The 20,982-nt window shown below is 38.1% G+C and carries 21 protein-coding genes; 20 read left to right on the top strand and 1 reads right to left on the bottom strand.

Going from position 1 to position 20,982, the window contains the following annotated elements:
• Positions 1 to 48: 48 nt before the first annotated feature.
• The 8 genes from AAOP42_RS05045 (at position 49) to AAOP42_RS05010 (ending at position 6,485) form a co-directional block, all read left to right on the top strand.
• Complete coding sequence (locus AAOP42_RS05045; RefSeq protein ID WP_349527373.1) at positions 49 to 1,155, top strand: Glu/Leu/Phe/Val family dehydrogenase; 1,107 nt, start codon at positions 49 to 51, stop codon at positions 1,153 to 1,155.
• Between the two features lie 50 nt (positions 1,156 to 1,205).
• The gene (nusB, locus tag AAOP42_RS05040; protein WP_349527372.1) at positions 1,206 to 2,348 is read left to right on the top strand and encodes a transcription antitermination factor NusB; all 1,143 of its coding nucleotides are present in this window, start codon (positions 1,206 to 1,208) and stop codon (positions 2,346 to 2,348) included.
• A gap of 1 nt (position 2,349) precedes the next feature.
• Positions 2,350 to 2,655, top strand: coding sequence for a YtxH domain-containing protein (locus AAOP42_RS05035; RefSeq protein WP_349527371.1), 306 nt, complete (start codon positions 2,350 to 2,352; stop codon positions 2,653 to 2,655).
• 149 nt (positions 2,656 to 2,804) lie between these two features.
• Complete coding sequence (locus tag AAOP42_RS05030) at positions 2,805 to 3,335, top strand: DUF1573 domain-containing protein (protein WP_349527370.1); 531 nt, start codon at positions 2,805 to 2,807, stop codon at positions 3,333 to 3,335.
• 32 nt (positions 3,336 to 3,367) lie between these two features.
• Positions 3,368 to 3,682 (top strand): preprotein translocase subunit YajC, encoded by a 315-nt coding sequence (gene yajC, locus AAOP42_RS05025; protein WP_349527369.1) that lies wholly within the window; start codon positions 3,368 to 3,370, stop codon positions 3,680 to 3,682.
• Positions 3,683 to 3,710: 28 nt separating this feature from the next.
• On the top strand, positions 3,711 to 4,661 hold the full coding sequence (locus AAOP42_RS05020) for a YbbR-like domain-containing protein (RefSeq protein ID WP_349527368.1): 951 nt from the start codon (positions 3,711 to 3,713) through the stop codon (positions 4,659 to 4,661).
• A gap of 1 nt (position 4,662) precedes the next feature.
• Positions 4,663 to 5,250 (top strand): dephospho-CoA kinase, encoded by a 588-nt coding sequence (gene coaE / locus AAOP42_RS05015; RefSeq protein WP_349527367.1) that lies wholly within the window; start codon positions 4,663 to 4,665, stop codon positions 5,248 to 5,250.
• 50 nt (positions 5,251 to 5,300) lie between these two features.
• Positions 5,301 to 6,485, top strand: a complete 1,185-nt coding sequence (locus AAOP42_RS05010; protein ID WP_349527366.1) for an OmpA family protein — start codon at positions 5,301 to 5,303, stop codon at positions 6,483 to 6,485.
• A gap of 7 nt (positions 6,486 to 6,492) precedes the next feature.
• Here the strand turns inward: AAOP42_RS05010 and AAOP42_RS05005 are convergent, their stop codons facing one another.
• On the bottom strand, positions 6,493 to 7,842 hold the full coding sequence (locus tag AAOP42_RS05005; protein ID WP_349527365.1) for a DNA recombination protein RmuC: 1,350 nt from the start codon (positions 7,840 to 7,842) through the stop codon (positions 6,493 to 6,495).
• A 301-nt stretch (positions 7,843 to 8,143) separates the two neighbouring features.
• On the opposite strand from AAOP42_RS05005, the gene AAOP42_RS05000 reads away from it, so the two are divergent.
• From AAOP42_RS05000 to AAOP42_RS04945, 12 genes are all read left to right on the top strand, one after another.
• Entirely contained in the window at positions 8,144 to 8,449 is a 306-nt protein-coding gene (locus tag AAOP42_RS05000) for an S-adenosylmethionine decarboxylase family protein (protein ID WP_349527364.1), read from the top strand.
• The gene (locus AAOP42_RS04995; RefSeq protein WP_349527363.1) at positions 8,446 to 9,762 is read left to right on the top strand and encodes a spermine/spermidine synthase domain-containing protein; all 1,317 of its coding nucleotides are present in this window, start codon (positions 8,446 to 8,448) and stop codon (positions 9,760 to 9,762) included. The genes AAOP42_RS05000 and AAOP42_RS04995 overlap by 4 nt, the downstream gene beginning before the upstream one ends.
• A 17-nt stretch (positions 9,763 to 9,779) precedes the next feature.
• Positions 9,780 to 10,895 (top strand): hypothetical protein, encoded by a 1,116-nt coding sequence (locus AAOP42_RS04990; RefSeq protein ID WP_349527362.1) that lies wholly within the window; start codon positions 9,780 to 9,782, stop codon positions 10,893 to 10,895.
• A 2-nt stretch (positions 10,896 to 10,897) separates the two neighbouring features.
• Positions 10,898 to 12,406: an NAD(P)-binding protein gene (locus tag AAOP42_RS04985; protein WP_349527361.1), complete on the top strand. Its 1,509-nt coding sequence runs from the start codon at positions 10,898 to 10,900 to the stop codon at positions 12,404 to 12,406.
• Between the two features lie 103 nt (positions 12,407 to 12,509).
• Positions 12,510 to 13,244 carry a FadR/GntR family transcriptional regulator gene (locus AAOP42_RS04980; protein ID WP_349527360.1) on the top strand — a complete coding sequence of 245 codons (735 nt, stop codon included), beginning with the start codon at positions 12,510 to 12,512 and terminating at the stop codon, positions 13,242 to 13,244.
• 152 nt (positions 13,245 to 13,396) lie between these two features.
• Positions 13,397 to 13,828: an L-fucose mutarotase gene (fucU, locus tag AAOP42_RS04975; RefSeq protein ID WP_349527359.1), complete on the top strand. Its 432-nt coding sequence runs from the start codon at positions 13,397 to 13,399 to the stop codon at positions 13,826 to 13,828.
• 22 nt (positions 13,829 to 13,850) lie between these two features.
• Positions 13,851 to 14,852, top strand: a complete 1,002-nt coding sequence (locus AAOP42_RS04970; RefSeq protein ID WP_349527358.1) for a Gfo/Idh/MocA family protein — start codon at positions 13,851 to 13,853, stop codon at positions 14,850 to 14,852.
• 185 nt (positions 14,853 to 15,037) lie between these two features.
• On the top strand, positions 15,038 to 16,675 hold the full coding sequence (locus AAOP42_RS04965) for a ThuA domain-containing protein (RefSeq protein ID WP_349527357.1): 1,638 nt from the start codon (positions 15,038 to 15,040) through the stop codon (positions 16,673 to 16,675).
• A 1-nt stretch (position 16,676) separates the two neighbouring features.
• Complete coding sequence (locus AAOP42_RS04960) at positions 16,677 to 18,035, top strand: Gfo/Idh/MocA family protein (RefSeq protein ID WP_349527356.1); 1,359 nt, start codon at positions 16,677 to 16,679, stop codon at positions 18,033 to 18,035.
• Between the two features lie 175 nt (positions 18,036 to 18,210).
• Positions 18,211 to 19,089: a cysteine hydrolase family protein gene (locus tag AAOP42_RS04955; protein WP_349527355.1), complete on the top strand. Its 879-nt coding sequence runs from the start codon at positions 18,211 to 18,213 to the stop codon at positions 19,087 to 19,089.
• Between the two features lie 44 nt (positions 19,090 to 19,133).
• Positions 19,134 to 19,628: a TRAP transporter small permease gene (locus AAOP42_RS04950; protein ID WP_349527354.1), complete on the top strand. Its 495-nt coding sequence runs from the start codon at positions 19,134 to 19,136 to the stop codon at positions 19,626 to 19,628.
• 2 nt (positions 19,629 to 19,630) lie between these two features.
• Positions 19,631 to 20,980, top strand: a complete 1,350-nt coding sequence (locus AAOP42_RS04945) for a TRAP transporter large permease (protein ID WP_349527353.1) — start codon at positions 19,631 to 19,633, stop codon at positions 20,978 to 20,980.
• Positions 20,981 to 20,982 lie beyond the last annotated feature (2 nt).

Raw genomic sequence — 20,982 nt, 5'->3', positions numbered from 1 at the left:
AACTTGATATCAGGCGTTATATATTTTCGCTGTAATGAATTTCCAGAAATGATTGAAATAATCGGTCGTGCAGTAGTAGGAGAGAAAGTTTCCCTTTTTTCAGAAGTAGAAAAAATGGGTCATGAACAGGTAGTAATTTGCAATGACAATGAGACCGGACTCAAGGCAATAATAGCCATACACAATACAGTGTTGGGGCCTGCAATGGGAGGTACCCGAATGTGGAGTTATGCTACTGATGAGGAAGCCTGGACAGATGCCTTGCGATTATCCAGAGGAATGACCCTTAAAAATTCAATAGCTGGCCTAAACCTGGGTGGAGGTAAAGCAGTCATCATTGGAGATGCTGCCAAGCTTAAGAATGAAGCTTTGATGAGGCGGTTCGGAAAGTTCGTGAATAGTCTTGGTGGCAAGTATTGGACGGCAGAAGACGTAAACATGTCCACCAGAGATATGGAGTATATCCGAATGGAAACCCCCTATGTGACGGGTATGCCGGAATCACGTGGAGGAGGGGGAGACCCATCACCCGTGACAGCTTATGGTGTATATATGGGAATGAAAGCTGCTTCCAAAAAGACGTTTGGTTCTGAAAGTTTAGAAGGAAAAAATGTGATGGTGCAAGGAGTAGGAAATGTAGGAACATATTTAGTGGACTATTTGAAAAAAGAAAATGCTAAAATTTTTATATCTGATTTCTCAGAAAATAAGCTAAAACACGTGTCCGAAAAATATGGTGCTACTGTAGTACCAATGGAAGAGGTATATAATGTGAATTGTGACATTTATGCGCCATGTGCTTTAGGTGCTACATTGAATGATCAGAATATTGCATCTTTGAAGTGCAGAGTGGTAGCCGGAGGAGCTAACAATCAGTTGTTGGATGAAAAAAGGCATGGTGAAATGTTGGTAGAAAGGGATATAGTGTATGCTCCGGACTTTTTGATCAATGGAGGAGGAATTACCAATTGTTATTTTGAATATACCGGGGATTACAACCGTTCATCAGTGATGACGCAGACCGAAAGGATTTATGACACCACGCTGAAGGTTTTGAATCATGCTGAAGAAAACAATTCTACACCACAGCAATCCGCTATAGACATTGCTTTGGAAAGAATTGAGAAAATAGGAAAAATTAAGATTTCTTTATAATAAATAATATTGTGGACGGATTTTATTTCTGTTCTTAAACGTTCTTTGAAATGCTCAACCGCCGAACTTTACGCATAAAAGCAATGCAAACCATTTTTAGTTTGCATACAGCCCGGGAGGCTGAATATAATATTGCTTTAAATCATGTCAAGGATAAGTTTCTTCCTGACCTCAATAGTATGGAGGAGCAAGACAAAGTACAATTGGCTAAGGATAGAAAAACCGCCGAAACCTGTTTTATCAATACATTTCGAAATGGGGGCGAAAACCATGACCCTGATGTAACCAATGAAATCTCCATAGCAGTATCAAATGGTCTGAACGAATATGAGAGTAAGGTGAAAAACACCAAACTTACATATAGGAAAAGGCTGATTATTGATGTGAAAAGAATCTTTGACCAATACCTGGAGTTGCTCTTGTTGATGACGGAATTGCAACATGTGGTCAAAGTGGGATTGAGAAAAAACCAGACATCCAATTTTATTTCCAACAAATTGATTCGGATTTTTCAAGATTCCAAAGAATTGGATGAGCTTATTATTAAAAAAGGAATATCCTGGCAAAATGAGTTAAGCGTTCTGCGTGCCTGGGTAAAGGAAATCATAAAAAAAGATGAGAGGTTTCTGCAATATGAAGGTATGACTAATCCAGCCTTTCAGGATGACGTTGATATAGTATTGTATATATACAAGTCATTGATATTTAAAAATGAAACCATCGCAGCACATTTTGAGTCTTTGGATTTAGGTTGGTCAGAAAACGGAGCAGTCTTAAAAAGTATGGTACTGAAAACGATAAAATCAGTGGAGTCCGAAGAAAGTGAACCGGTAATGATGGAACTTTCTAAAAATTGGGAAGAGGATTTACTATTTTTGGAAAACATTTTTGATTTTACAGTAAAGAATGAGGATGAGTACCATACTATAGTGGCAGAAAAATCTAAAAACTGGGAGATTGACAGGGTCGCATTGACAGATAAAATTATTCTTGAAATGGCCTTAGCCGAAATGATGAATTTCCCGTCAATTCCCGTCAAAGTGACAATAAATGAATATATTGAGCTTTCTAAGCTGTACAGTACACCGAAGAGTAAACAGTTTATTAATGGTATTTTAGATGTGCTGTCTGAAGAACTGAAAAAAGAAGGACGAATCAAAAAAAGTGGCAGAGGCCTACTAGACAATAAGTAACATGAGTAAAAAATCAAATACGTTTTTAGCATTTTTGACCGGTGCTGCTACCGGTGCAATTTTGGGGTTGCTATATGCACCGGACAAAGGTGAAAATACGAGAGACAAACTTTCTTATCAACTGGATAAATACAAGAAAAAGCTTGAAGAACTATTGAAAGACATAATGGATGGAGAAGAGATGGCTGACAGTGAAGCAAAAATAGAAGGTGAAAAAATAGTCTCAGATGCCAAAGTAAAGGCAGAAAGGCTTTTGGATGACGTGAATGGCCTGATTGACAAAATAAAAAGCGGAGAAGAAAATTAATCCGAATGGGGAAAAAGTATGATGATAAATCATCCATGTTGTTAAATACTTGTTAATCACCTATACCCTACCTTTATTATTATTTGACTTTACTAACTTTACTTATTCTTAATAAGCTGTTTTTTTTAAATCATAAATTATTTTCAAAGATGAAAAACATAAGTTTTAAATTATTGTCAATTGCAGTCTTTGCACTGCTAATATCAGCATGTAACAGTGCAGATAAGGATAGGATCGCAAGACTGGAAGGGAAGCTTGCTGAATTGGAAAGTAAAAATGCTTCTAAGCCTGCACCTACTTCAGTGTCATCTACTACACCGGCAGAGCCTGAAGTGAAACCTGAAGGGCCACTACCAAGTTTTAGTTTCAATAAAGAAATACACGATTTTGGTAAGATCAAAGAAGGTGATGTAGTAGAATACGAATTTAGTTTTACCAACACAGGTGATGCCCCATTGATCATTGCCAGTGCCCAGGGATCTTGCGGATGTACCGTGCCCGATTGGCCTCACGAACCAATAGGTATTGGAGAAAAGGCATCCATTAAAGTGAAATTTGACAGCAAGAAAAAAGCAGGTATCCAAAACAAAACTGTGACACTGACTGCCAATACATTCCCAAAACAAACGAAATTGCAAATCAAAGCTAACGTAGAGGCTGCTCCTAAAGAGCCATCTTAATTTCTTATTTTTAATTTACCAATATTTTACCAATGCTAAAATCTATTTTATTGCAGTTGTCAGGAGGAAGTGGTTCAACCATGAACTTTGTGATGTTAGGATTAATGGGTGTGATATTTTACATCTTTTTCATAAGGCCTCAACAAAAGAAACAAAAGGATCAAAAGAAATTCACTGAAGAAGTGAAAAAGGGAGATCAAATTGTGACTCTTGGTGGAATCCATGGAAAAATCTTGTCAATTGACGACTCAACCGTCACTTTGGAGATTGATAGAGGAAGTAAGATGGTGGTGGAAAGAGCTTCCATTTCTATGGAAGCTTCAAAGAGATTGGCAGAAGGTAAATAATTGTTGGGCATGATAAAAGTAATTGATCATGCAAAAAAATAATCATTCAAGGCCAGGAATGAATGATAACTGGAAGGTAGTTGTACTTGCTATAGCAGGTGCGGCTACCTTTTGGTTGTTTAATGCCCTCAACAAAGATTATGACACGAGGATAAGTCTGCCTCTTGAATTTGTTTTCAACAAAGACAGTGTTGTAGTAGTTTCTCCACTTGCCAAAAAAGTAGATGTAGATGTCAATGGAGGAGGGTGGAATTTGTTGAGAAAATCCTTTCAACTGAATTCTTCACCAATCACTATTGAACTTGACAATCCTACGGAAATCAATTATTACACCCAATCCAGTTTGGTTCCAATCATCTCTGACCAATTGAGAGGATTTAGGTTAAACTATGTGATCACCGATACGCTTTTTATTGATATTGAAGAAAAAGTGACTAAAAAGGTAACTGTTGTTATTGACAGCCTAAACATTCCTTTGGAAAGTGGTTTGCGTCTGACATCACCCATTGATATTTTACAGGATTCACTTATTCTTACTGGCCCTAAAAGTCTGTTGGCTAAACAAAAGCCATATATTTATGGGAAATTTGGTAATGATCCTATTAATGCAAATTTTGATGGAGAAGTGGTGATTGATTTGCCAGCAAATGGTTTGATCATACCTAATTATAATAAGGTAAATGTAAAGTTTGACGTTGGTAAATTTGTGATGCACAGCATTGTTGTGGAAATAGAGAAGCTACGATTTCCATCACTCGCTGTAGCGGATTTGTCCGATACTGTTGTAGGAGTAAGTTTCATTGTCAATGAAAACCATTTGTCCAATATTAACCCTTCAGATTTTGGAGTTACTGTGGACTACACGTTGCTCAACAAGACCGACTCTACCATTATACCAACATTGATGTACTATCCTGATGGTATTGACAATGTGCAGCTTAATCCTGAAAAACTAAAAGTAAAATTAAAGAGAAAGTAATATGCTGCAAGTTGGGGTTACCGGAGGGATAGGGTCGGGCAAATCTACAGTTTGTAAAATATTTCAATCTCTTGGGATACCAGTTTATGATGCTGATAGCCGGGCGAAAAAATTAATGCAGGAAAACGGGCAATTAGTTCATTTAATCAAAAATGAATTTGGAAATGATTCCTATTTGGCTTCTGGTGAAATTAACCGGGATTACCTGGCTAAAGTTGCTTTTGCCGACCCTGAAAAAGTAAAAAAATTAAATGCATTGGTACATCCTGTAGTAGCTGATGACTACTCCAAATGGGTTTCGGATCAAACAGCAAATTATGTTGTCAAAGAAGCAGCATTACTTATTGAATCCGGATCATACCTTCAACTGGACAAACTAATAGCAGTGACCGCCCCAACACAACTCAGAATTGCCAGGATAAAATCACGCGATTCTTTTCGCTCACAGCAGGAAATAGAAGCGATTATAGCCAATCAACTTTCTGATGAAGAAAGAGAATCAAAGGCTGATTTCATCATTAAAAATGATGAATCTGAATTGCTGATTGCGCAAGTATTGAGATTGGATAAGCAATTCAGGCAATCTTGATTCAATAAGAGAGGTTACTTTTCGTTGGAAGTATAACCAATCCTATTTGCATGAAATTCATTTGGGTTTTACTGTTTTCAATAGCCACATTTTTTTCCTTCGCACAAAATTTGGTTTTCAACCCCGACTTTGAGGTGTATGAAAATTGTCCGGATAAATTCACTGTAAACTTTACCAAGATAATCATACCACACTGGGAATCCCCAACTGGAGGAACGCCCGATTATTACAATAGCTGTTCTGAAGGATTAGCTGGTGTTCCAAAAAACTGGGCAGGGGACTGTAGCCCGAAATCCGGGGATGGATACGTCGGTATCTATTTGTGGAAGGTTGGTGGTTTTCGAGAGTATCTACAAGGAAAATTGACTACTTCCCTAGAGAAAGGGGAAACGTATAAAATTCAGTTTTATGTGAGTCAGTCCCTAAATGCTGAATATTTTATTCAAAATATAGGGCTTGTATTGACTAGTAAGCCGATCAAATCCCAGAGGAATATTTATAAAAAAGAAATTTCAGTTGAGTCCACAAGGATAGATCGATTACACCCTAATATTATTTCCAAAAAACCTATTTCAACTCAAAAATATGATCATTTTATAAATCCTGAAATGGGTAATTATCTGGAAGCTAAATTATCCGTAAACATATCTGAAATGAAGGAATGGGAGCTTGTTGAATGGACCTATACTGCTTCTGGAGGTGAGCAATATATTATTATTGGGAACTTTCTTTCTCAGAATGAAACGATATTAAAAAAGGCTGAATTTAGGTTGTATGAAGAACCGATGTTGAACCGAAGTGCCTATGTTTTAATCGATGACGTCTCTGTAATACCAGTAAATGAAAAAGGAGAAAATCCAGAACAGGAATTTGAGGAGCCTGTTGTAGTCTTGTCCGATGTGAATTTTGCATTCAACAGCTATTTTTTAACTCTCACTGGATACAATTTTATGGATTCATTGCTTGCCACGCTAAAAAATGATATGAAAGAATACCAATTGAAAATTGTTGGTCATACCGACAATGCTGGAACTGAAAGGTACAATAAAAATCTTGGGCGTAAGCGAGCACAAAGTGTTGCTAATTATTTTATCTCAAATGATTTTCAAAAAGAATCTATAGCTGTTGAAAGTATGGGGGAAAGTATGCCTTTAGACTCTAATGAAACAGAGGCAGGAAGAAAAAGAAACAGAAGAGTAGAAATTCATTTTATACCTTTGTCCACAGAGGATTAAAGGAATATTAAATGTCTTCAGAATCGTCAGCACGATCGATCAGCTTTTGATCTACACTTTTGGAGGTTTTCGCTCCCAGTTTTTTCATTTTTTCCGCCCTGTTGATCAGGTTTCCTTTTCCTTCATATAGTTTTTTGGCTGCTTCTACATAGACTTTTTGAGTGGTGTCCAGGTGTCTTCCCACATTTTTTAGATCCTCAGTAAAAGCCACGAATTTATCGTAGAGGTTTCCTCCTTCTTTGGCAATTTCGATAGCATTTCGATTCTGGTATTCTTGCTTCCAAATACTGGCAATGGTTCGCAGGGTAGCTATAAGTGTAGCCGGACTTACAATCACTATGTTTTTCGAATAGGCATCATTGAACAGTTCGCCATCATTTTGTACCGCCAGAGAAAAAGCCGACTCAATCGGAATAAACATTAAGACAAAATCAAGGCTCTCCACACCGTACAAACTTTGGTAATTTTTTTCACTTAGGCCTTTAATATGTGTTCTGAGTGAGAGCAGGTGAGCCTTTAGGTTTGCTGCTTTTTCATCTTCATTGTCGGCATTTACAGCCCTTTCATAGGCCACCAATGACACCTTAGAGTCAATAATTATGCTTTTACTATCGGGAAGCTTCACCACCACATCAGGCTGAAACCTTCTTCCTTCGTCGTTGGTTTTGGACTCCTGTACAAAGTACTCTCTGCTTTTTTCTAATCCTGATTTTTCAAGGATACTTTCCAGAATAAACTCTCCCCAACTTCCCTGAGCTTTGGAATCCCCTTTTAGTGCCTTGGTGAGATTTTCTGCTTCTTTGGTTATTTTTTGATTCAGTTCCCTAAGCCCTGTTATTTGTTCTTTCAGTGCCGAGTTTCTCTCAATACTTTCCTTGTTAGTTTGCTCTACTTTGCGTTCAAATTCTATTATTTTTTCCCCCAGAGGCTTTAGCAAATCTCCGATATTAGACTTATTCTGATCAGTGAATTTTTTGCTCTTGTCTTCAAATATTTCATTCGCCAGATTTTTAAACTCTGCGGAGAACTTTTCTTGTAACTGATTGACTTCTTCCTTTTGGTTTTTGAGGGTTTCTTGCATGTTTTTGAAGTCTGCATCCAGTCTTGTATTCAGGTTGTTAAGCTTCAATACTTCTTCCCTTTCTTGCCTCAATTCATCATCCAGTTTGGTCAAATCCCCCTTTAACCGAATCACATTGTCTTTTTCAGCTTCCAGTTTCAGCTCCAGTTCTTTGGCCTGAAGCAATTCTTCAGTGTTTGCTCCTGAAGATTGAAATTTGGATTTCGCAATAAACCATGCTACCAATCCTCCGATTAGTATTCCTGTGACAAAATAGACAAACTGAAATATTTCCATAAATGAGGGTTTTAGCAAAGGTAAAAATTCATTCGTTTTATTGTCAGGGCAAACGCATTTAAAAACAAAAACCTCCTTACCGTACCAGTTACGGTATCCCTTGAAATTACGGTCAACTCTAACAGACTCCAGAACACTTGCCTGCCGAGGCAGGAGTCTGGGGACAGTATGAATTTTTAAATGTGTCTGCTCTGATTCTATTGTGCTAAAGAAAGACAGTATTTAAATTCAGTGCAAACAGATAATTAAAATTAGTTTATGATCTTTACGTTCTTTAATCATTAGAAACGAAATAGCCGTATTGGAAGCCAAAATAGATAATTATTCGGGATGGGTGAGTGATTGTGACCCTGAGACGTTAAAAGTTGATTTTGAAAAAATGTTGATCAAATCAGGTTTTGGGATTATCAATTTTATCGAGCATCATTTTGAGCCACAAGGATACACAGGGCTATGGCTAATTTCAGAAAGCCATTTTGCGATACATACTTTCCCTGAAGAAAATAAAACATATATCGAACTCAGCAGTTGCAATACCGAGATGTATGAGTCTTTCTTACGCAATTTGCAAGTTTACAGAAAAACCAGACAAGAGGTATTCCAGTGAAAGCCAGGTTTCGATATTTATATTGGGGATACTTGTCAGCACTCTCCTTGTTGACGGGTTTTGCCTTATTAGATTACATTCAATTTTTACAGCTTTTTTTTGATGCCAATACGTTTGATGTAGCAGTCTTAGTATTCCTTTTTTTAGCCTCCGCTATCATTTCCTATAAATACCTACAGGTGGGAAAAAATATTGCCTTCATTGTTCAGGTATTTTTTCTGATAAGCTTGGTGATGACCAATCAGGTGAAAGAAGCAGTGCTTCTGTTTCCGGATTTTCTAAGTATTTTGATTTATGCGTGTTTCATTTTGTCCGGCTCAACTTTGGCTGTGTTGACCAAAAGAAGCACAGCTCCAAAAAATGTGCTTGCACTAGGTATTGTCATTTTGTGTATATGCGCAGGAGCTGGTATAGGCTCTTTTACTCCGGAAGGTTTGCCAAGACAAAAAAAGTATCATGACAAGTTGATTTTTTCTGATGAAACACCTTTTCAGAAAATTGATGTTACATCATGGAAAGGAAACCAATGGTTTTATTTCAATGAAATCAATCAATTCAGTACACTGGATGAGTGGATGTATTATGAACCAATGGTTCATCCTGTGATGTTGTTGTCGGAAGGTGGTGAAAATATTCTGGTAATAGGTGGTGAAAATGGACTTATTGCGAGGGAGTTGGGGAAACATAAAGGAGTCCATAAAATAAATATTTTACCGATAGATACGGCATTTTATAGTTTGGGGGAAAAGCATCCAGTATTTACTGCAATTAACAAAGAGGCTTTAAATGATGAAAAAATTGAACGGATAGAGGGCGATGCGTTCAGGTATTTGAATAAATCAAAGAACCATTATGATGCTATTTTTATTGATGTACCCGATCCTGTTGATTTGGAGCTCAACCAATATTATACAAGAGAATTTTACCAACTGTGTCGTCAGGCATTGAAAAGTGAAGGTATCATGATTACTCAGGCAGGTAGTCCTTACTATGCCACTAAGGCATTTTATGCCATTTCCAAAACCATTGAATCAGCCAATTTCAATATATTACCTTTACACAATCAGGTAATGACCTTGGGTGAATGGGGCTGGGTGATTGCATCGAAGATTTTAAGCACAGATCAATTGAAAGAAAAGTGCAAGAAATTGGAATTTGATAAGATGCAGACACGATGGATTAATACTGAAGCCATGCGCATGATGATGTCTTTTGGTAAGCCCTATCCGATCACTGATTCAATTGAAATCAATAGTCTCAAAAACCCGGTTATCCACCAATATTATAGTGTTGGAACCTGGAATTTTGATTGACAAAAGCATAAAAAATTGTGAGAAAAATCTGGCTTTTTAATAAATCAATAGACCTTCTGGTGCTTTTGCTTCCTGTTTGGGTTGTATGGGCTGTTTGCTTTTTACTTTCGGATGGACTTTTGCAAATGGAATTGCCATTGTGGGTTTGGGTAGTATTTGTGTTGGGAATCGATGTGAGCCATGTCTGGAGTACTATTTTCAGAACTTATCTGGACAAAGAGGAATTTACCAACCATAAGAAGCTGCTCATTCTATCTCCAATCCTTTGCTTTGTTGTATTCTTTTTGGTGGCCAATGTATCTGTCAACTGGTTTTGGACAATATTGGCGTATGTGGCACTGTACCATTTTATCAAGCAGCAATATGGTTTTATGCAGTTGTATAGAGCCAAATTTGGTTTCTTAAATCTTAAGAAACGCTTGTCGGACAAACTCATCATTTACTTAGGGATGTTGTATCCGGTTTGGTATTGGCACCTCAATAGCGACCGTAAATTCTCATGGTTTGTGGATGGCGATTTTTTTAGTCTCAAATCAATGTTGGAGATACTTCCGTTTTGGCAGGATGGATACTTGAGTGTTGTTAATCTGAGTTGCAATCTGGCATATTTTGCATTCCTAAGTTTCTGGTTGCTTGAGGAGGTTTACCTGCACCAAAAAGGGAAACATAAATTTCCCATTGGTAAGTGGCTTTGGATTATTACGACCTGGGGCAATTGGTATCTGGGGATTGTTTACTTCAATTCAGATCTGGTTTTTACGCTGACCAATGTAGTTGCTCATGGGCTTCCTTATATGGCTTTGGTTTTCTTTTATGTAGAGAAAAAAAGAGAAATGAAATTTTCCAAAGCACCTTATTTTGAAAATTTCTATAGGGTTGGATTTATGGTAATAGCAGTGTTGGTATTGGCTTTTGGCGAAGAATATTTTTGGGATATGTGGCTGTATCAGGATAACACAGCATTTTTTCAGACTTTACTTAAATACCCCATGAAGATGGTTCAGGATCCTATGGTGCAAGCCTTGGTTTTGGCATTGCTCTCGGTACCTCAGGCTACACACTATGTTTTGGATGGCTTTATTTGGAAGTCCAATCATAAAAATCCTTATATAAAATCGGTATTGCTCAATTGACTATGGATCGAAGAAATTTTGTAAAAACCTCCGCATTATTGACACTGCCGATGATTCTGAAATCATGTAATTGGCAGACCGAGAAGGTATCTTATGACATAGTGGTTGATTCCGATGCTGGTACTGGCCACCTGATTTATAAGAGTGCGTCATTCCAAAAGGGGAGTACATTAGAAACGGAATACCTGATAGTGGGCGGTGGCATTGCTGGAATGACCGCTGCAAGCCAATTGTCTGGAAAGGACTTTTTGCTTTGTGAACTTTCTGGAAAATTAGGAGGTTCATCATCCGCTGTAGAGTTTAATGGAATGGGTATATCTCAGGGAGCGCATTACGACCTTTCTTATCCAAAAGGATATGGCGATGAGGTACTTGCATTTTTGAGTCAATTGGATGTAGTGGAATACCACAAATGGAGTGACTCCTGGAGTTTCAAAGATGAGCAACACATCATCTTACATCGAAGGAAAAACCAATGCTTCGATCATGGTGAACTTAGAAAAGATGTGCTGGAAGAAGGGGCTGTGAAAGATAGCTTTTTGAAGCTTTTGGAAAATTACTCAGGTGTAATGCATCTTCCTACTAGGATCATCCAAGATAAGTATCAACACCTCAACAACTTAACTTTTTTAGATTTTCTACAAAAGGAAATTCAATTGGATGAAGCTTTTATGAAGGGATTGGATTATCACATGAAAGATGATTATGGTGCAGGATGTGCTGAAGTTTCTGCTTTGGCAGGCATTCATTATTTCAAGTGCCGTCCCTATTACAATGAGATTGTGGAGCTGTTTTCCCCACCAGAGGGGAATCAATATTTTATTGATAAAATGGCAGCACATGTTGATAAGGACAGATTGATGACCAGTCATTTAGTAAAGAAAATAGAAGAGAAAAAGGAGGGATTTAGTGTCGAGATAATTGATGTTGAAGCCAAAGTTTGCAAGACGATTAAGACTAAAAAAGTCATTTACGCAGGACAAAAACATGCGTTGAAATACATCTATCCTGAGGGATATAAATTATTCTCTGAAAACAACTCTTCCCCTTGGATGGTTGTCAATATTGTGATAGAAAACACACTTGCGATTCCTGCATTTTGGCAAAATGAAATGCTAACGAATGACCCTTCTTTTATGGGGTTTGTAGATTCTGGTGCTCAGCATTCGGATCAATCAAAATATAGAACTTTTAGCGCATACTATTGTCTTCCTGCTGATTCCAGAAAAGACCTTCTCAATGTGGATGCAGATAAAAATGCAATAGCGGAATCGACAATCCAACACATCAGCAATTACTTCAAAGAAGAGATTAACCACAAAGTGGTAAAAGTATTTATCAAAGTAATGGGACATGCCATGCCCATCCCGACACCCGGCTATTTATTCAATGACAAAAATCAATACCGATCCAATAAGAACATGGTATATACAGGAGTGGATAACAGCAGATTGCCTTTGTTTTACGAAGCTGTTGATAGTGGTCTGGAGGCGGTAAAGTTATTGATTTAAGTTCATTTAATTTTTACAATACTGTATAACTAAGGTTTTTGTAGAAAAGTAGCTATAACAAATTATTATATATTTGTATCACAAATTATCTAATCACTAGTACATGGAAAAAGAGTTGCAGAAAGACAACAAAGAACTTCTAAGCCAACGCATTGAAAAACAAATTGAAAAACTTATTAGAAGTGGGGAAATTCCTGTTGGGGGTAAACTTCCTACCGAACAGCAATTTTGTGAGCAGTTTTCTGTAAGTAGAAATGCAATCAGACCGGCTTTGAAAAGTTTGAGTGCGAGAGGCCTGGTCAAAATTGTGAAAGGTAGTGGTGTGTATGTAAATGAAATTGATCCCAGAAGTGTAACCGAACCTATTGATCTGTTTTTTGAAATGTCTAATACCAGTGACCTGATATTGCATACGATCCACATGCGTCAATTGGTAGAACCGGAAGTGGCGAGTGTTGCTGCGTTGAAACGTACAACAGAGCATTTAAACAAATTGGAATTGAATCTGCAATTGATGAACAACTGTCCTCTTTTTGATTTAGATAAAGAAGCAGAAATTGACAGAGAATTCCATTCTACGGTATCTGATGCAGCGGGAAATCCCGTGGTAAACCTACTGATGGAACCCATATATAAGCTGATTACGAAATATAAATTGCCTGTTTTCGCAAAAAGTGAGCAGTTGGTAACTCAAGAGGCCAGAGACCTTATGATGCACTTGCATCAATCAATATTTGATGCTATAAAAGAGAAAGATGGCAGGGAAGCATTTTTCCGAATGCGTGAGCATATCAAACTGACAGAGGTCAATTATTTGAAAAGTTTAAATACTCAATAGGCTAAATAAGGTTCTTCACGATTAAATGAGGACTATTTATACATTCAATTTTAGAGTGAAAGAATAATTTGAGGAGTAATCCAGTATTACAAAATATGAGTGCTTCTGTTGTGATACAAATATTTTTTTTAAAAGTTTTATAGGTTAGCACTATGTTGAAAGGAATTCCAAAAATTATAAGTCCTGATTTGTTGTATGTTTTGGCATGTATGGGTCATGGAGATGAAATAGTATTGGCAGATGCCAATTTCCCTGGGGAAAGCCTAAATGGGAATGTAATCAGATGCGAGGGTTTGGAAATAACCGATTTGCTAAAGGCCATTCTTCCTCTTTTTCCTTTGGATCAGTCCGTGAATACGCCATGGTTTATGATGAAGCCAACCGATTCTAAAAATTATGATGATCAATTGGAAAGCTCCTATCATCATATATTGAAAGAGTTTGAAAGTGATATCAATCAAGCGGAAAAAATAGAACGGTTTGATTTTTACCAACGAGCTTCTGAAGCTTTTGTAGTGGTAATGTCCGGCACGACAAAACGATTTGGTAACGTCATTCTTAAGAAAGGCACAATTTTTTTATAAGCAGGTAATTACCATTTTTCAAATGAAGAACAAAGCAAGAGTATGTTTTATAGGCAATGGCGAGTTTGCAAATAAAGTGCATTATCAGTCCCTTGCCTCATTAGATGATGTTGAAATTGTTGGCATCTGTGCGTTCAATGCTGACAGGCTGAAACAAACGGCATTGAAATATAATATTTCAACGGACAAAATTTACATCTCTTCTTCTAAGAACGATTATCAAAAGATGCTTTCCGACCTGCATCCAGATGGAGTCTATATCGTTGGGCAACCAGAAGCCATGTTTGATATTTGGGTTTGGTGCTTGCAGCAAAAATTCAACATTTTCATAGAAAAGCCTATGGGCATTACCTTGCACCAATCCAGAATATTGGCACATTTGGCAGAACAAAATGGCTGTATCACACAGGTGTCTCATCAACGCAGATCTGCTCCTATTATGGAGTTGATGAAGAGTAAGTGTTTGGAAAAAGGAGCTATTACACATGCTATTGTAGAGTTTAGTAAATTTGACATTCGCCCGATGCTTTCAGCGAGAGACCGAATGTTGGATGATTTTACGCATTCTATAGATACGGCCAGGTGGATAGGAGATGGTGAAGTTGTCAAAATCGAATCAAGCTGCAAAAGTATCGGCGTGGCTGACATCAATTGGATTGGAGCCACTTTGCATTTTGACAATGGTACTACATGTTATGTAGTAGGCAACTGGGCATCTGGAAGAAGAATATTCAGGGTACAAATGCATGCTCCCGGTATTTGTGCCGATGTGGAGCTGGAAAAAGAAGCTATTCTCTACGAAGAAGGAGATGTGCATGGCGAGAAATACGATACATGCCAGGTTGCAGGCAGTGAAGAGCTTTTTGTCTTTGGAGGTTTTAGAACCAAGAGCATAGAGTTTGTAGAATCCATACAGTTCGGAACAGAAAAAACTTCATCCCCTTTTAGGGAGACATTAAAAACCATGGAAGTCTGTGAGAAAATATTGGCGCAAAGCCTTATTGGTGTCACTCAATCAAAGTGAAAATTGCTTTGAGAGCTTTTAAATAGTCAAACAGTATTATTTGTAATACAAAAATATAGAATTTAGAAAAATTTATTAGTTTATAGGAGGTTTTTTCAATCATAATCATATATTTGTAATACAAATTATTTTCTGCCACTGTATCACCTGCTGAGTGATATATTATGAACTATAACTATTAAAATATGATGATTAAGACATTGAATTGTTTTACAGTTTTGGTTTTACTGAATGCTGTTTTTCTAAGTATTCTGAAAGCCAAACCAAAAGATGAAGGAGAAAAAATAAAAATATCCTTGCAAAAGCGAGTTCCTTCTGATTTGGATGAAGGATCATTTATGGTTGTAAATGATATCCAGCAATGGAATAGCAATGAGACAGCTATTATTATATGCGACATGTGGGACAAGCACTGGTGCGAAGGAGCTACTAAAAGAGTGACGGAAATGGCTCCTCATCTAAATAAGGTAATATCTATAGCCAGAGCAAAAGGAGCTTTAATTGTACATGCACCAAGCAGCACTATGGATTATTACAAAGACCATTCTGGAAGAAAGCTGGCAAAAAAATACAAATACAAGAGTGTTGAAGAAAAAATTAATCCTGATGGAGCGCAATTGGAATGTGAAATTGATCAGGAATGGCCATTTGAAATTTCTAATGGAGGGTGTAGTGACACGCCTAAATGTAAAGATGTGAACAAGACAGTTTGGACAAAACAAATTGATACCATAGACATACTGGATGGTGATGCGATTTCAGATTCAGGTGTAGAAGTAGGAAGCTTATTTGTCAAAAAGGGTATCAAGAATGTAATACTTGTCGGAGTGCATACTAATATGTGTGTGATTGGTCGCACCTTCGGTTTGCGCAACATGGTCAGACTTGGAATGAATGTAGCACTTATGCGTGACATGACCGATACTATGTACGATTCTACATCATCTCCTTATGTTTCTCATTTTACAGGAAATAGCCTGATGCATGAGTACATAGAAAAAAATGTATGTCCAACCATGGTTTCTACGGACTTTACCGATGAAAAGCAATTTAGATTCAAGAATGATAAGCGGCCTGTTGTAGCGTTCATTACTGCTGAAAGTGAATACAGAGCCAACCAAAGACTACCGGAATTTGCACATGAGCTGTTGTTGACCAAAAATGTAAACTGTGAATTTGCTTTGGGAAAACCCATCATGAAAGGTGAAGGACGACACAATATAGAAAACCTGCAAATAATGAACGATGCTGACCTGGCTGTTTTCTTTATCCGGCGCAGGGCACTGGATCCGGAAAAAATGAAGCTGATCAAAGACTATGTGACTAGCGGCAAACCGGTAATTGGTATTCGTACTGCCAGTCATGCATTTGATCCTAAAGGAAATGTGCCTCGTGAAGGTGGAGGAATAGTGGCCGCTACTGGAAAAGTAGATGATTTCTTGTCTAATTGGACTGAATTTGATGAAGAGATTTTAGGAGGTAATTATCAGGGTCATCATGGACATTTAAAGGAAGGAACTGTAGTGTCTATTGTGCCCGGCATGTCCAATCATCCGTTGTTGAAAGGAGTATCAGTTGATGGTTTTACAAGTCCCAACTGGTTGTATCAAAATAGTCCTCTGAGATCTGCTACCGCACAGGTGCTACTGATAGGAACAATTCCCGGACAGCCTTCAGAACCCGTTCTTTGGACGAATACCAATAAATATGGCAATGCAATTTATACTTCACTTGGCCATTGGGACGATTGGGAAATAGAAAGCTTTAAGAATGCAATGCTCAACTCAGTTGACTATCTGTTAAACCTTGAAAAAACCAAATAAAATGGAAAGAAGAAATTTTATAAAAAAATCATTCACGGGAGCTGGAGTATTGACATTGGGTGCTTCAGGTCTAATTTCTCCTTCTTGTCTAGGAGCAAATGACAAAATTGTTTTGGCAATAATTGGATCTGGAGGCAGAGGCAGAGGAACCATTATCAATACTTGCAAAGTCAACGAAAATGTAACGATAAAAACTGTTTGTGATGTAAACGACCTTAAAGCAGCAAAAACGATTGACAGTGTAGAAAAAGAACTGGGCTACAAGCCAGCTCATGTCCGCAATATGAAAGAGGTCTTTGATGACAAGGATATAGATGCTGTTTGGATATCAACTCCTGAGCATTGGCATGCATTGGCTACCGTTTGGGCTTGTCAGGCAGGCAAAGATGTCTATGTAGAAAAGAATCCTACCATCAATATTTGGGAAGGGAGAAAAATGGTAGAGGCGGCAGCCAAATACGATAAGATCGTACAGATTGGTTTTCAAAACAGAAGTGCTCCTTATGGCTTTTCGGCCAGAGAATATATCCAAAGTGGCAAGCTCGGTAAAATAGTGCATGTGAAATCATACAATATGTTGGGTGGAGGAAAATGGACTGCACAGCCCGACGCAGAGATTCCAAAAGGTCTGGATTGGGATGGTTGGTTGGGTCATGCGCCATATCGTCCTTACAATCCTGGCATTCACGACATGGAAGAACGGGGAGGATGGGGTAGTTTTTGGGCTTACAGCGGAGGTACTTTGGCCGATGATGCCAGCCATGTATTGGATTTGGCTCGTATGGTTCTGGGTGATCCGGGACATCCCAAATCAGTTTGTGGTTGGGGAGGAAATAATGCATGGGGTTCAGAGAGAGAAACTCCTGAATTTCAAACCATGACTTTCGATTTTGGAGACTATGCCATGACCTGCGAAAGTGGAAATGCAACCAATTACATTAAAAAGACTCCTATAGCTATTCGTGAAAGTGATTCGCAATTTCCGGATTGGAGACAAAATGCTACCAGGACAGAGATTTATGGCACAGAAGGCATGATGTATTTAGGTCGTCATGGTGGAGGCTGGCAAGTCTTTGGTGAAGATGGACAAGTACTCGCACAAGAGTATGGAATAGTACCAGATACATATCATCAACAAGATTTCATATCATCCTTAAGATCTAGAAAGCAACCAAATGGAAGTGTGGAGGAAGGGCATAAAAGCGCCACCTTGATACACCTTGGAAATATTGCCTACAGAGTGGGAAATAAGCAGTTGTATTTCGATGGAGAAAAGGAAAGGTTTGTGGGAAATGAGGATGCAAACCAACTACTAAAAACAGAATACCGAGAAAATTATAAGATACCAGAGCAGGTATAATTCATTTTAATAGCAAAGTGGAATTGATCGGTACTTGTGTTACGACTGCAAAGAATGTTTTTGAAAACATCAAGGTGTCTGTTGTTCGGGAAATTTGAAATCCGTTCAATTAAAATGTATTTTGGAAGTGGTGTTATCATTGAATTAAATATTATAGATCTTAATCCATATTAAAATGAAATCAATCAACGAAAATGTCAAGGATTCCATTCAATATTTATTGTACGGAACCATGTTATCGGTATTCGCTCTTATAGCTAGTTGTAGTTCTAAAAAAGATACTGAAACTAAAACAAATCCACTGATCCAATTTACTGGTTTGACTAGAGTAGAATCGGGTGATGATTGGAAAGCCGTAGAAACTAAAGAGGAATGGAAAGCCACCGAGACCGCAATAGTGATATGTGACATGTGGGATGAGCACTGGTGCAAAGGTGCGACACAGCGAGTTGGTCAGATGGCTCCAAAGATCAATAAAATGATCACATTAGCGCGTCAGAATGGGGTTACTATTATTCATGCCCCTAGCGACGTAATAGAGTATTATGAAGGCACACCGCAAAGAGAAAGGTTGAAAAATGTCTCCATTGCCACCTGGGCAAAGGAAATTCCGGGTTGGTATCATCTGGATTCACTCAAAGAGGCACCACTACCAATCGATGATAGCGATGGAGGATGTGATGATTTTCCAAAGTGTCAAAATAGAAAGGCTTGGTCTAAACAAATCAGTACCATCAACATAGACGAGCAAGATGGAATATCTGATAATGGGCAAGAGATACTGAGCTACTTTGAACAAAAAGGCATCAAGAATGTAATCTTATGTGGTGTCCATGCCAATATGTGTGTATTGGGCAGATCATTTGGTGTTCGCTCACAAGTAACTGCCGGATTGAATGTTACTCTTGCACGTGACCTTACAGATGCGATGTACAATCATGAAATGTCGCCTTTTGTCAGCCATAAAGAAGGAACTCAAAAAGTAATAGAGCACATCGAGAAATACTGGGCTTCTTCGGTTTTGTCTGATGATTTGATGAAAAATTGGAAATAAATTATAAAGGGATACTTCTAAAGTAGATAGAACCTGACTGATATATGAAACAACTTTTCAGAATACTGGATCGCTCATTAGAGGGAATTCTTTTTGTGGTGTTATTCTCTATGGTACTCATTGTTGCATCCAACGTATTTGGTCGTTTTATTCTGGGCAGTTCTATATCATGGGGTGAGGAGGTCGCTAAAATTTTACTCACTTACCTTACCTTTTTTGGAGCTGCTTATGTCATGAAAGATAACTCACACTACACGTTTGATTTTTTGATTCAAAAAATGCCACATCGATGGTTGCCTTATTTTTTGGGTTTTCGGTGGCTTGTCATCATTCTTATTTCATCTCTTTTATTGTATTGGTCTGTGGAAGTGACATTGGAAATAACAGACTGGATTATGCCTTCTACCGGAATAAACAGAGCTTTTGTATATGGAGTTACTCCAGTTAGTATGATTTTTCTTCTTCTTTATGCGATTAGAAACTTCATAGCCAATCTGAAAAATCCTGTACTTTATATGGATATAGCCGATAAAATCTGAACATGACCTATATCTTATTGATTACCTTTTTTGTATTGCTGGTGTTAGACGTTCCCGTTGTTTTTTGCATGCTGGTATCTTCTTTAGCCGCATTGCTTTATGCAGATGTAAATCCATTGATGATGGCTCTGGAATTGTCAAGGAATATGAATTCATTGTACCCAATGGTTGCAGTCCCATTTTTCATATTGGCAGGCGATCTAATGAATAAAGGAGGTCTTTCTCAGAAGGTAATCAATCTTTGTCAGGCCATGATGGGACAAATGCCAGGAGGATTGGCAATGGTTACTACGAACGCCTCTATGTTTTTTGGAGCAATTTCAGGTTCATCAAGTGCCACATGTGCAGCCATTGGAGGCGTAATGATTCCCGCCATGGAAAAGGAAGGGTATGAACGGTCTTTTGCTACGGCATTGGCGGCATGTTCTGGCACCACAGGTGCTTTAATACCTCCTAGTATGGTGTTGCTCTTTTATGCTGCCATTACGGGTATGTCGGTTGAAAAAATCTTTATGGCTGGTGTAATTCCCGGTTTACTAATAGGAACGGGATTAATAGCCGTAAGCTTTTTATATGCAAGAAAAAGAAATTTGAAGCTGAAGCAAACTGGCGAATTTTTGGGGCACTTATTTTCCAGTTTGAAGGAATCAGTTTGGGCGGTCATTCTGGTTTGTATTATTTTCTTTGGAATACTAGGCATTCCGGGAGTAACCAAGGGGATTTTTACAGCAACAGAAGCTTCGGCTGTGGCGGTTGTCTATGCATTATTTATTGGCTTCTTTGTGTATAGACAATTGAAGGTCAGAGACCTGCCAAAAATATTTGTCGGAGCGGCTAAAACTACGGCTTCACTTACTTTTTTGATCAGCGCATCAGGACTTTTTGGTTGGGTACTTTCTGTGGCTTTTTTACCTGAAGCAATTACCAGTGGGCTGCTTAATGGCTCAAAAGATCTGGTTGCTCCTTTCCAACATCTGCTTACGGATGTTCAGGCATTTGAAGTTAAGAAGTATGCAGTCTTGATTGCATTGAATATTGCACTGCTCATAATAGGTATGTTCCTAGACGCTGGTCCGGCTATTATCATTTTGGCTCCAATAGTATTTCCTATCGGTCAGCAGTTGGGCATGGACAACTACCACTTTGGGGTAATGGTTGTTACTAATCTGGTAATAGGTTTGGTAACACCACCAGTAGGCACCACTTTGTTTGTAGCAAGTGGTGTGGGAAATGTAAAAATGGCATCATTAATTCCCTATATTTTGAAATTTCTTTGGGTAATGATTCTGGTGCAGGTATTGATTATTTTCGTTCCGGTTCTCACCACCTGGTTACCAAGTTTTATAAAATAAGT

This window comes from Reichenbachiella sp. MALMAid0571 (genome assembly GCF_040151475.1).
GTDB lineage: Bacteria > Bacteroidota > Bacteroidia > Cytophagales > Cyclobacteriaceae > CAXBNB01.
Note: the sequence above shows the minus strand (reverse complement) of the source record. Positions and strands in the feature narration are given on the sequence as shown.

Bases quoted from the DNA above. Each gene is read 5' to 3' on its own strand.
- AAOP42_RS05010 (WP_349527366.1), top strand. From the start codon at position 5,301: ATGAAATTCATTTGGGTTTTACTGTTTTCAATAGCCACATTTTTTTCC.
- AAOP42_RS04960 (WP_349527356.1), top strand. From the start codon at position 16,677: ATGGAAAGAAGAAATTTTATAAAAAAATCATTCACGGGAGCTGGAGTA.
- nusB (WP_349527372.1), top strand. From the start codon at position 1,206: ATGCTCAACCGCCGAACTTTACGCATAAAAGCAATGCAAACCATTTTT.
- AAOP42_RS04950 (WP_349527354.1), top strand. From the start codon at position 19,134: ATGAAACAACTTTTCAGAATACTGGATCGCTCATTAGAGGGAATTCTT.
- AAOP42_RS04965 (WP_349527357.1), top strand. From the start codon at position 15,038: ATGATGATTAAGACATTGAATTGTTTTACAGTTTTGGTTTTACTGAAT.
- fucU (WP_349527359.1), top strand. From the start codon at position 13,397: ATGTTGAAAGGAATTCCAAAAATTATAAGTCCTGATTTGTTGTATGTT.
- AAOP42_RS04980 (WP_349527360.1), top strand. From the start codon at position 12,510: ATGGAAAAAGAGTTGCAGAAAGACAACAAAGAACTTCTAAGCCAACGC.
- AAOP42_RS05045 (WP_349527373.1), top strand. From the start codon at position 49: ATGATTGAAATAATCGGTCGTGCAGTAGTAGGAGAGAAAGTTTCCCTT.
- AAOP42_RS05005 (WP_349527365.1), bottom strand. From the start codon at position 7,842: ATGGAAATATTTCAGTTTGTCTATTTTGTCACAGGAATACTAATCGGA.
- AAOP42_RS04970 (WP_349527358.1), top strand. From the start codon at position 13,851: ATGAAGAACAAAGCAAGAGTATGTTTTATAGGCAATGGCGAGTTTGCA.
- AAOP42_RS05030 (WP_349527370.1), top strand. From the start codon at position 2,805: ATGAAAAACATAAGTTTTAAATTATTGTCAATTGCAGTCTTTGCACTG.
- AAOP42_RS05035 (WP_349527371.1), top strand. From the start codon at position 2,350: ATGAGTAAAAAATCAAATACGTTTTTAGCATTTTTGACCGGTGCTGCT.
- AAOP42_RS05020 (WP_349527368.1), top strand. From the start codon at position 3,711: ATGCAAAAAAATAATCATTCAAGGCCAGGAATGAATGATAACTGGAAG.
- coaE (WP_349527367.1), top strand. From the start codon at position 4,663: ATGCTGCAAGTTGGGGTTACCGGAGGGATAGGGTCGGGCAAATCTACA.
- yajC (WP_349527369.1), top strand. From the start codon at position 3,368: ATGCTAAAATCTATTTTATTGCAGTTGTCAGGAGGAAGTGGTTCAACC.
- AAOP42_RS04945 (WP_349527353.1), top strand. From the start codon at position 19,631: ATGACCTATATCTTATTGATTACCTTTTTTGTATTGCTGGTGTTAGAC.
- AAOP42_RS04985 (WP_349527361.1), top strand. From the start codon at position 10,898: ATGGATCGAAGAAATTTTGTAAAAACCTCCGCATTATTGACACTGCCG.
- AAOP42_RS04955 (WP_349527355.1), top strand. From the start codon at position 18,211: ATGAAATCAATCAACGAAAATGTCAAGGATTCCATTCAATATTTATTG.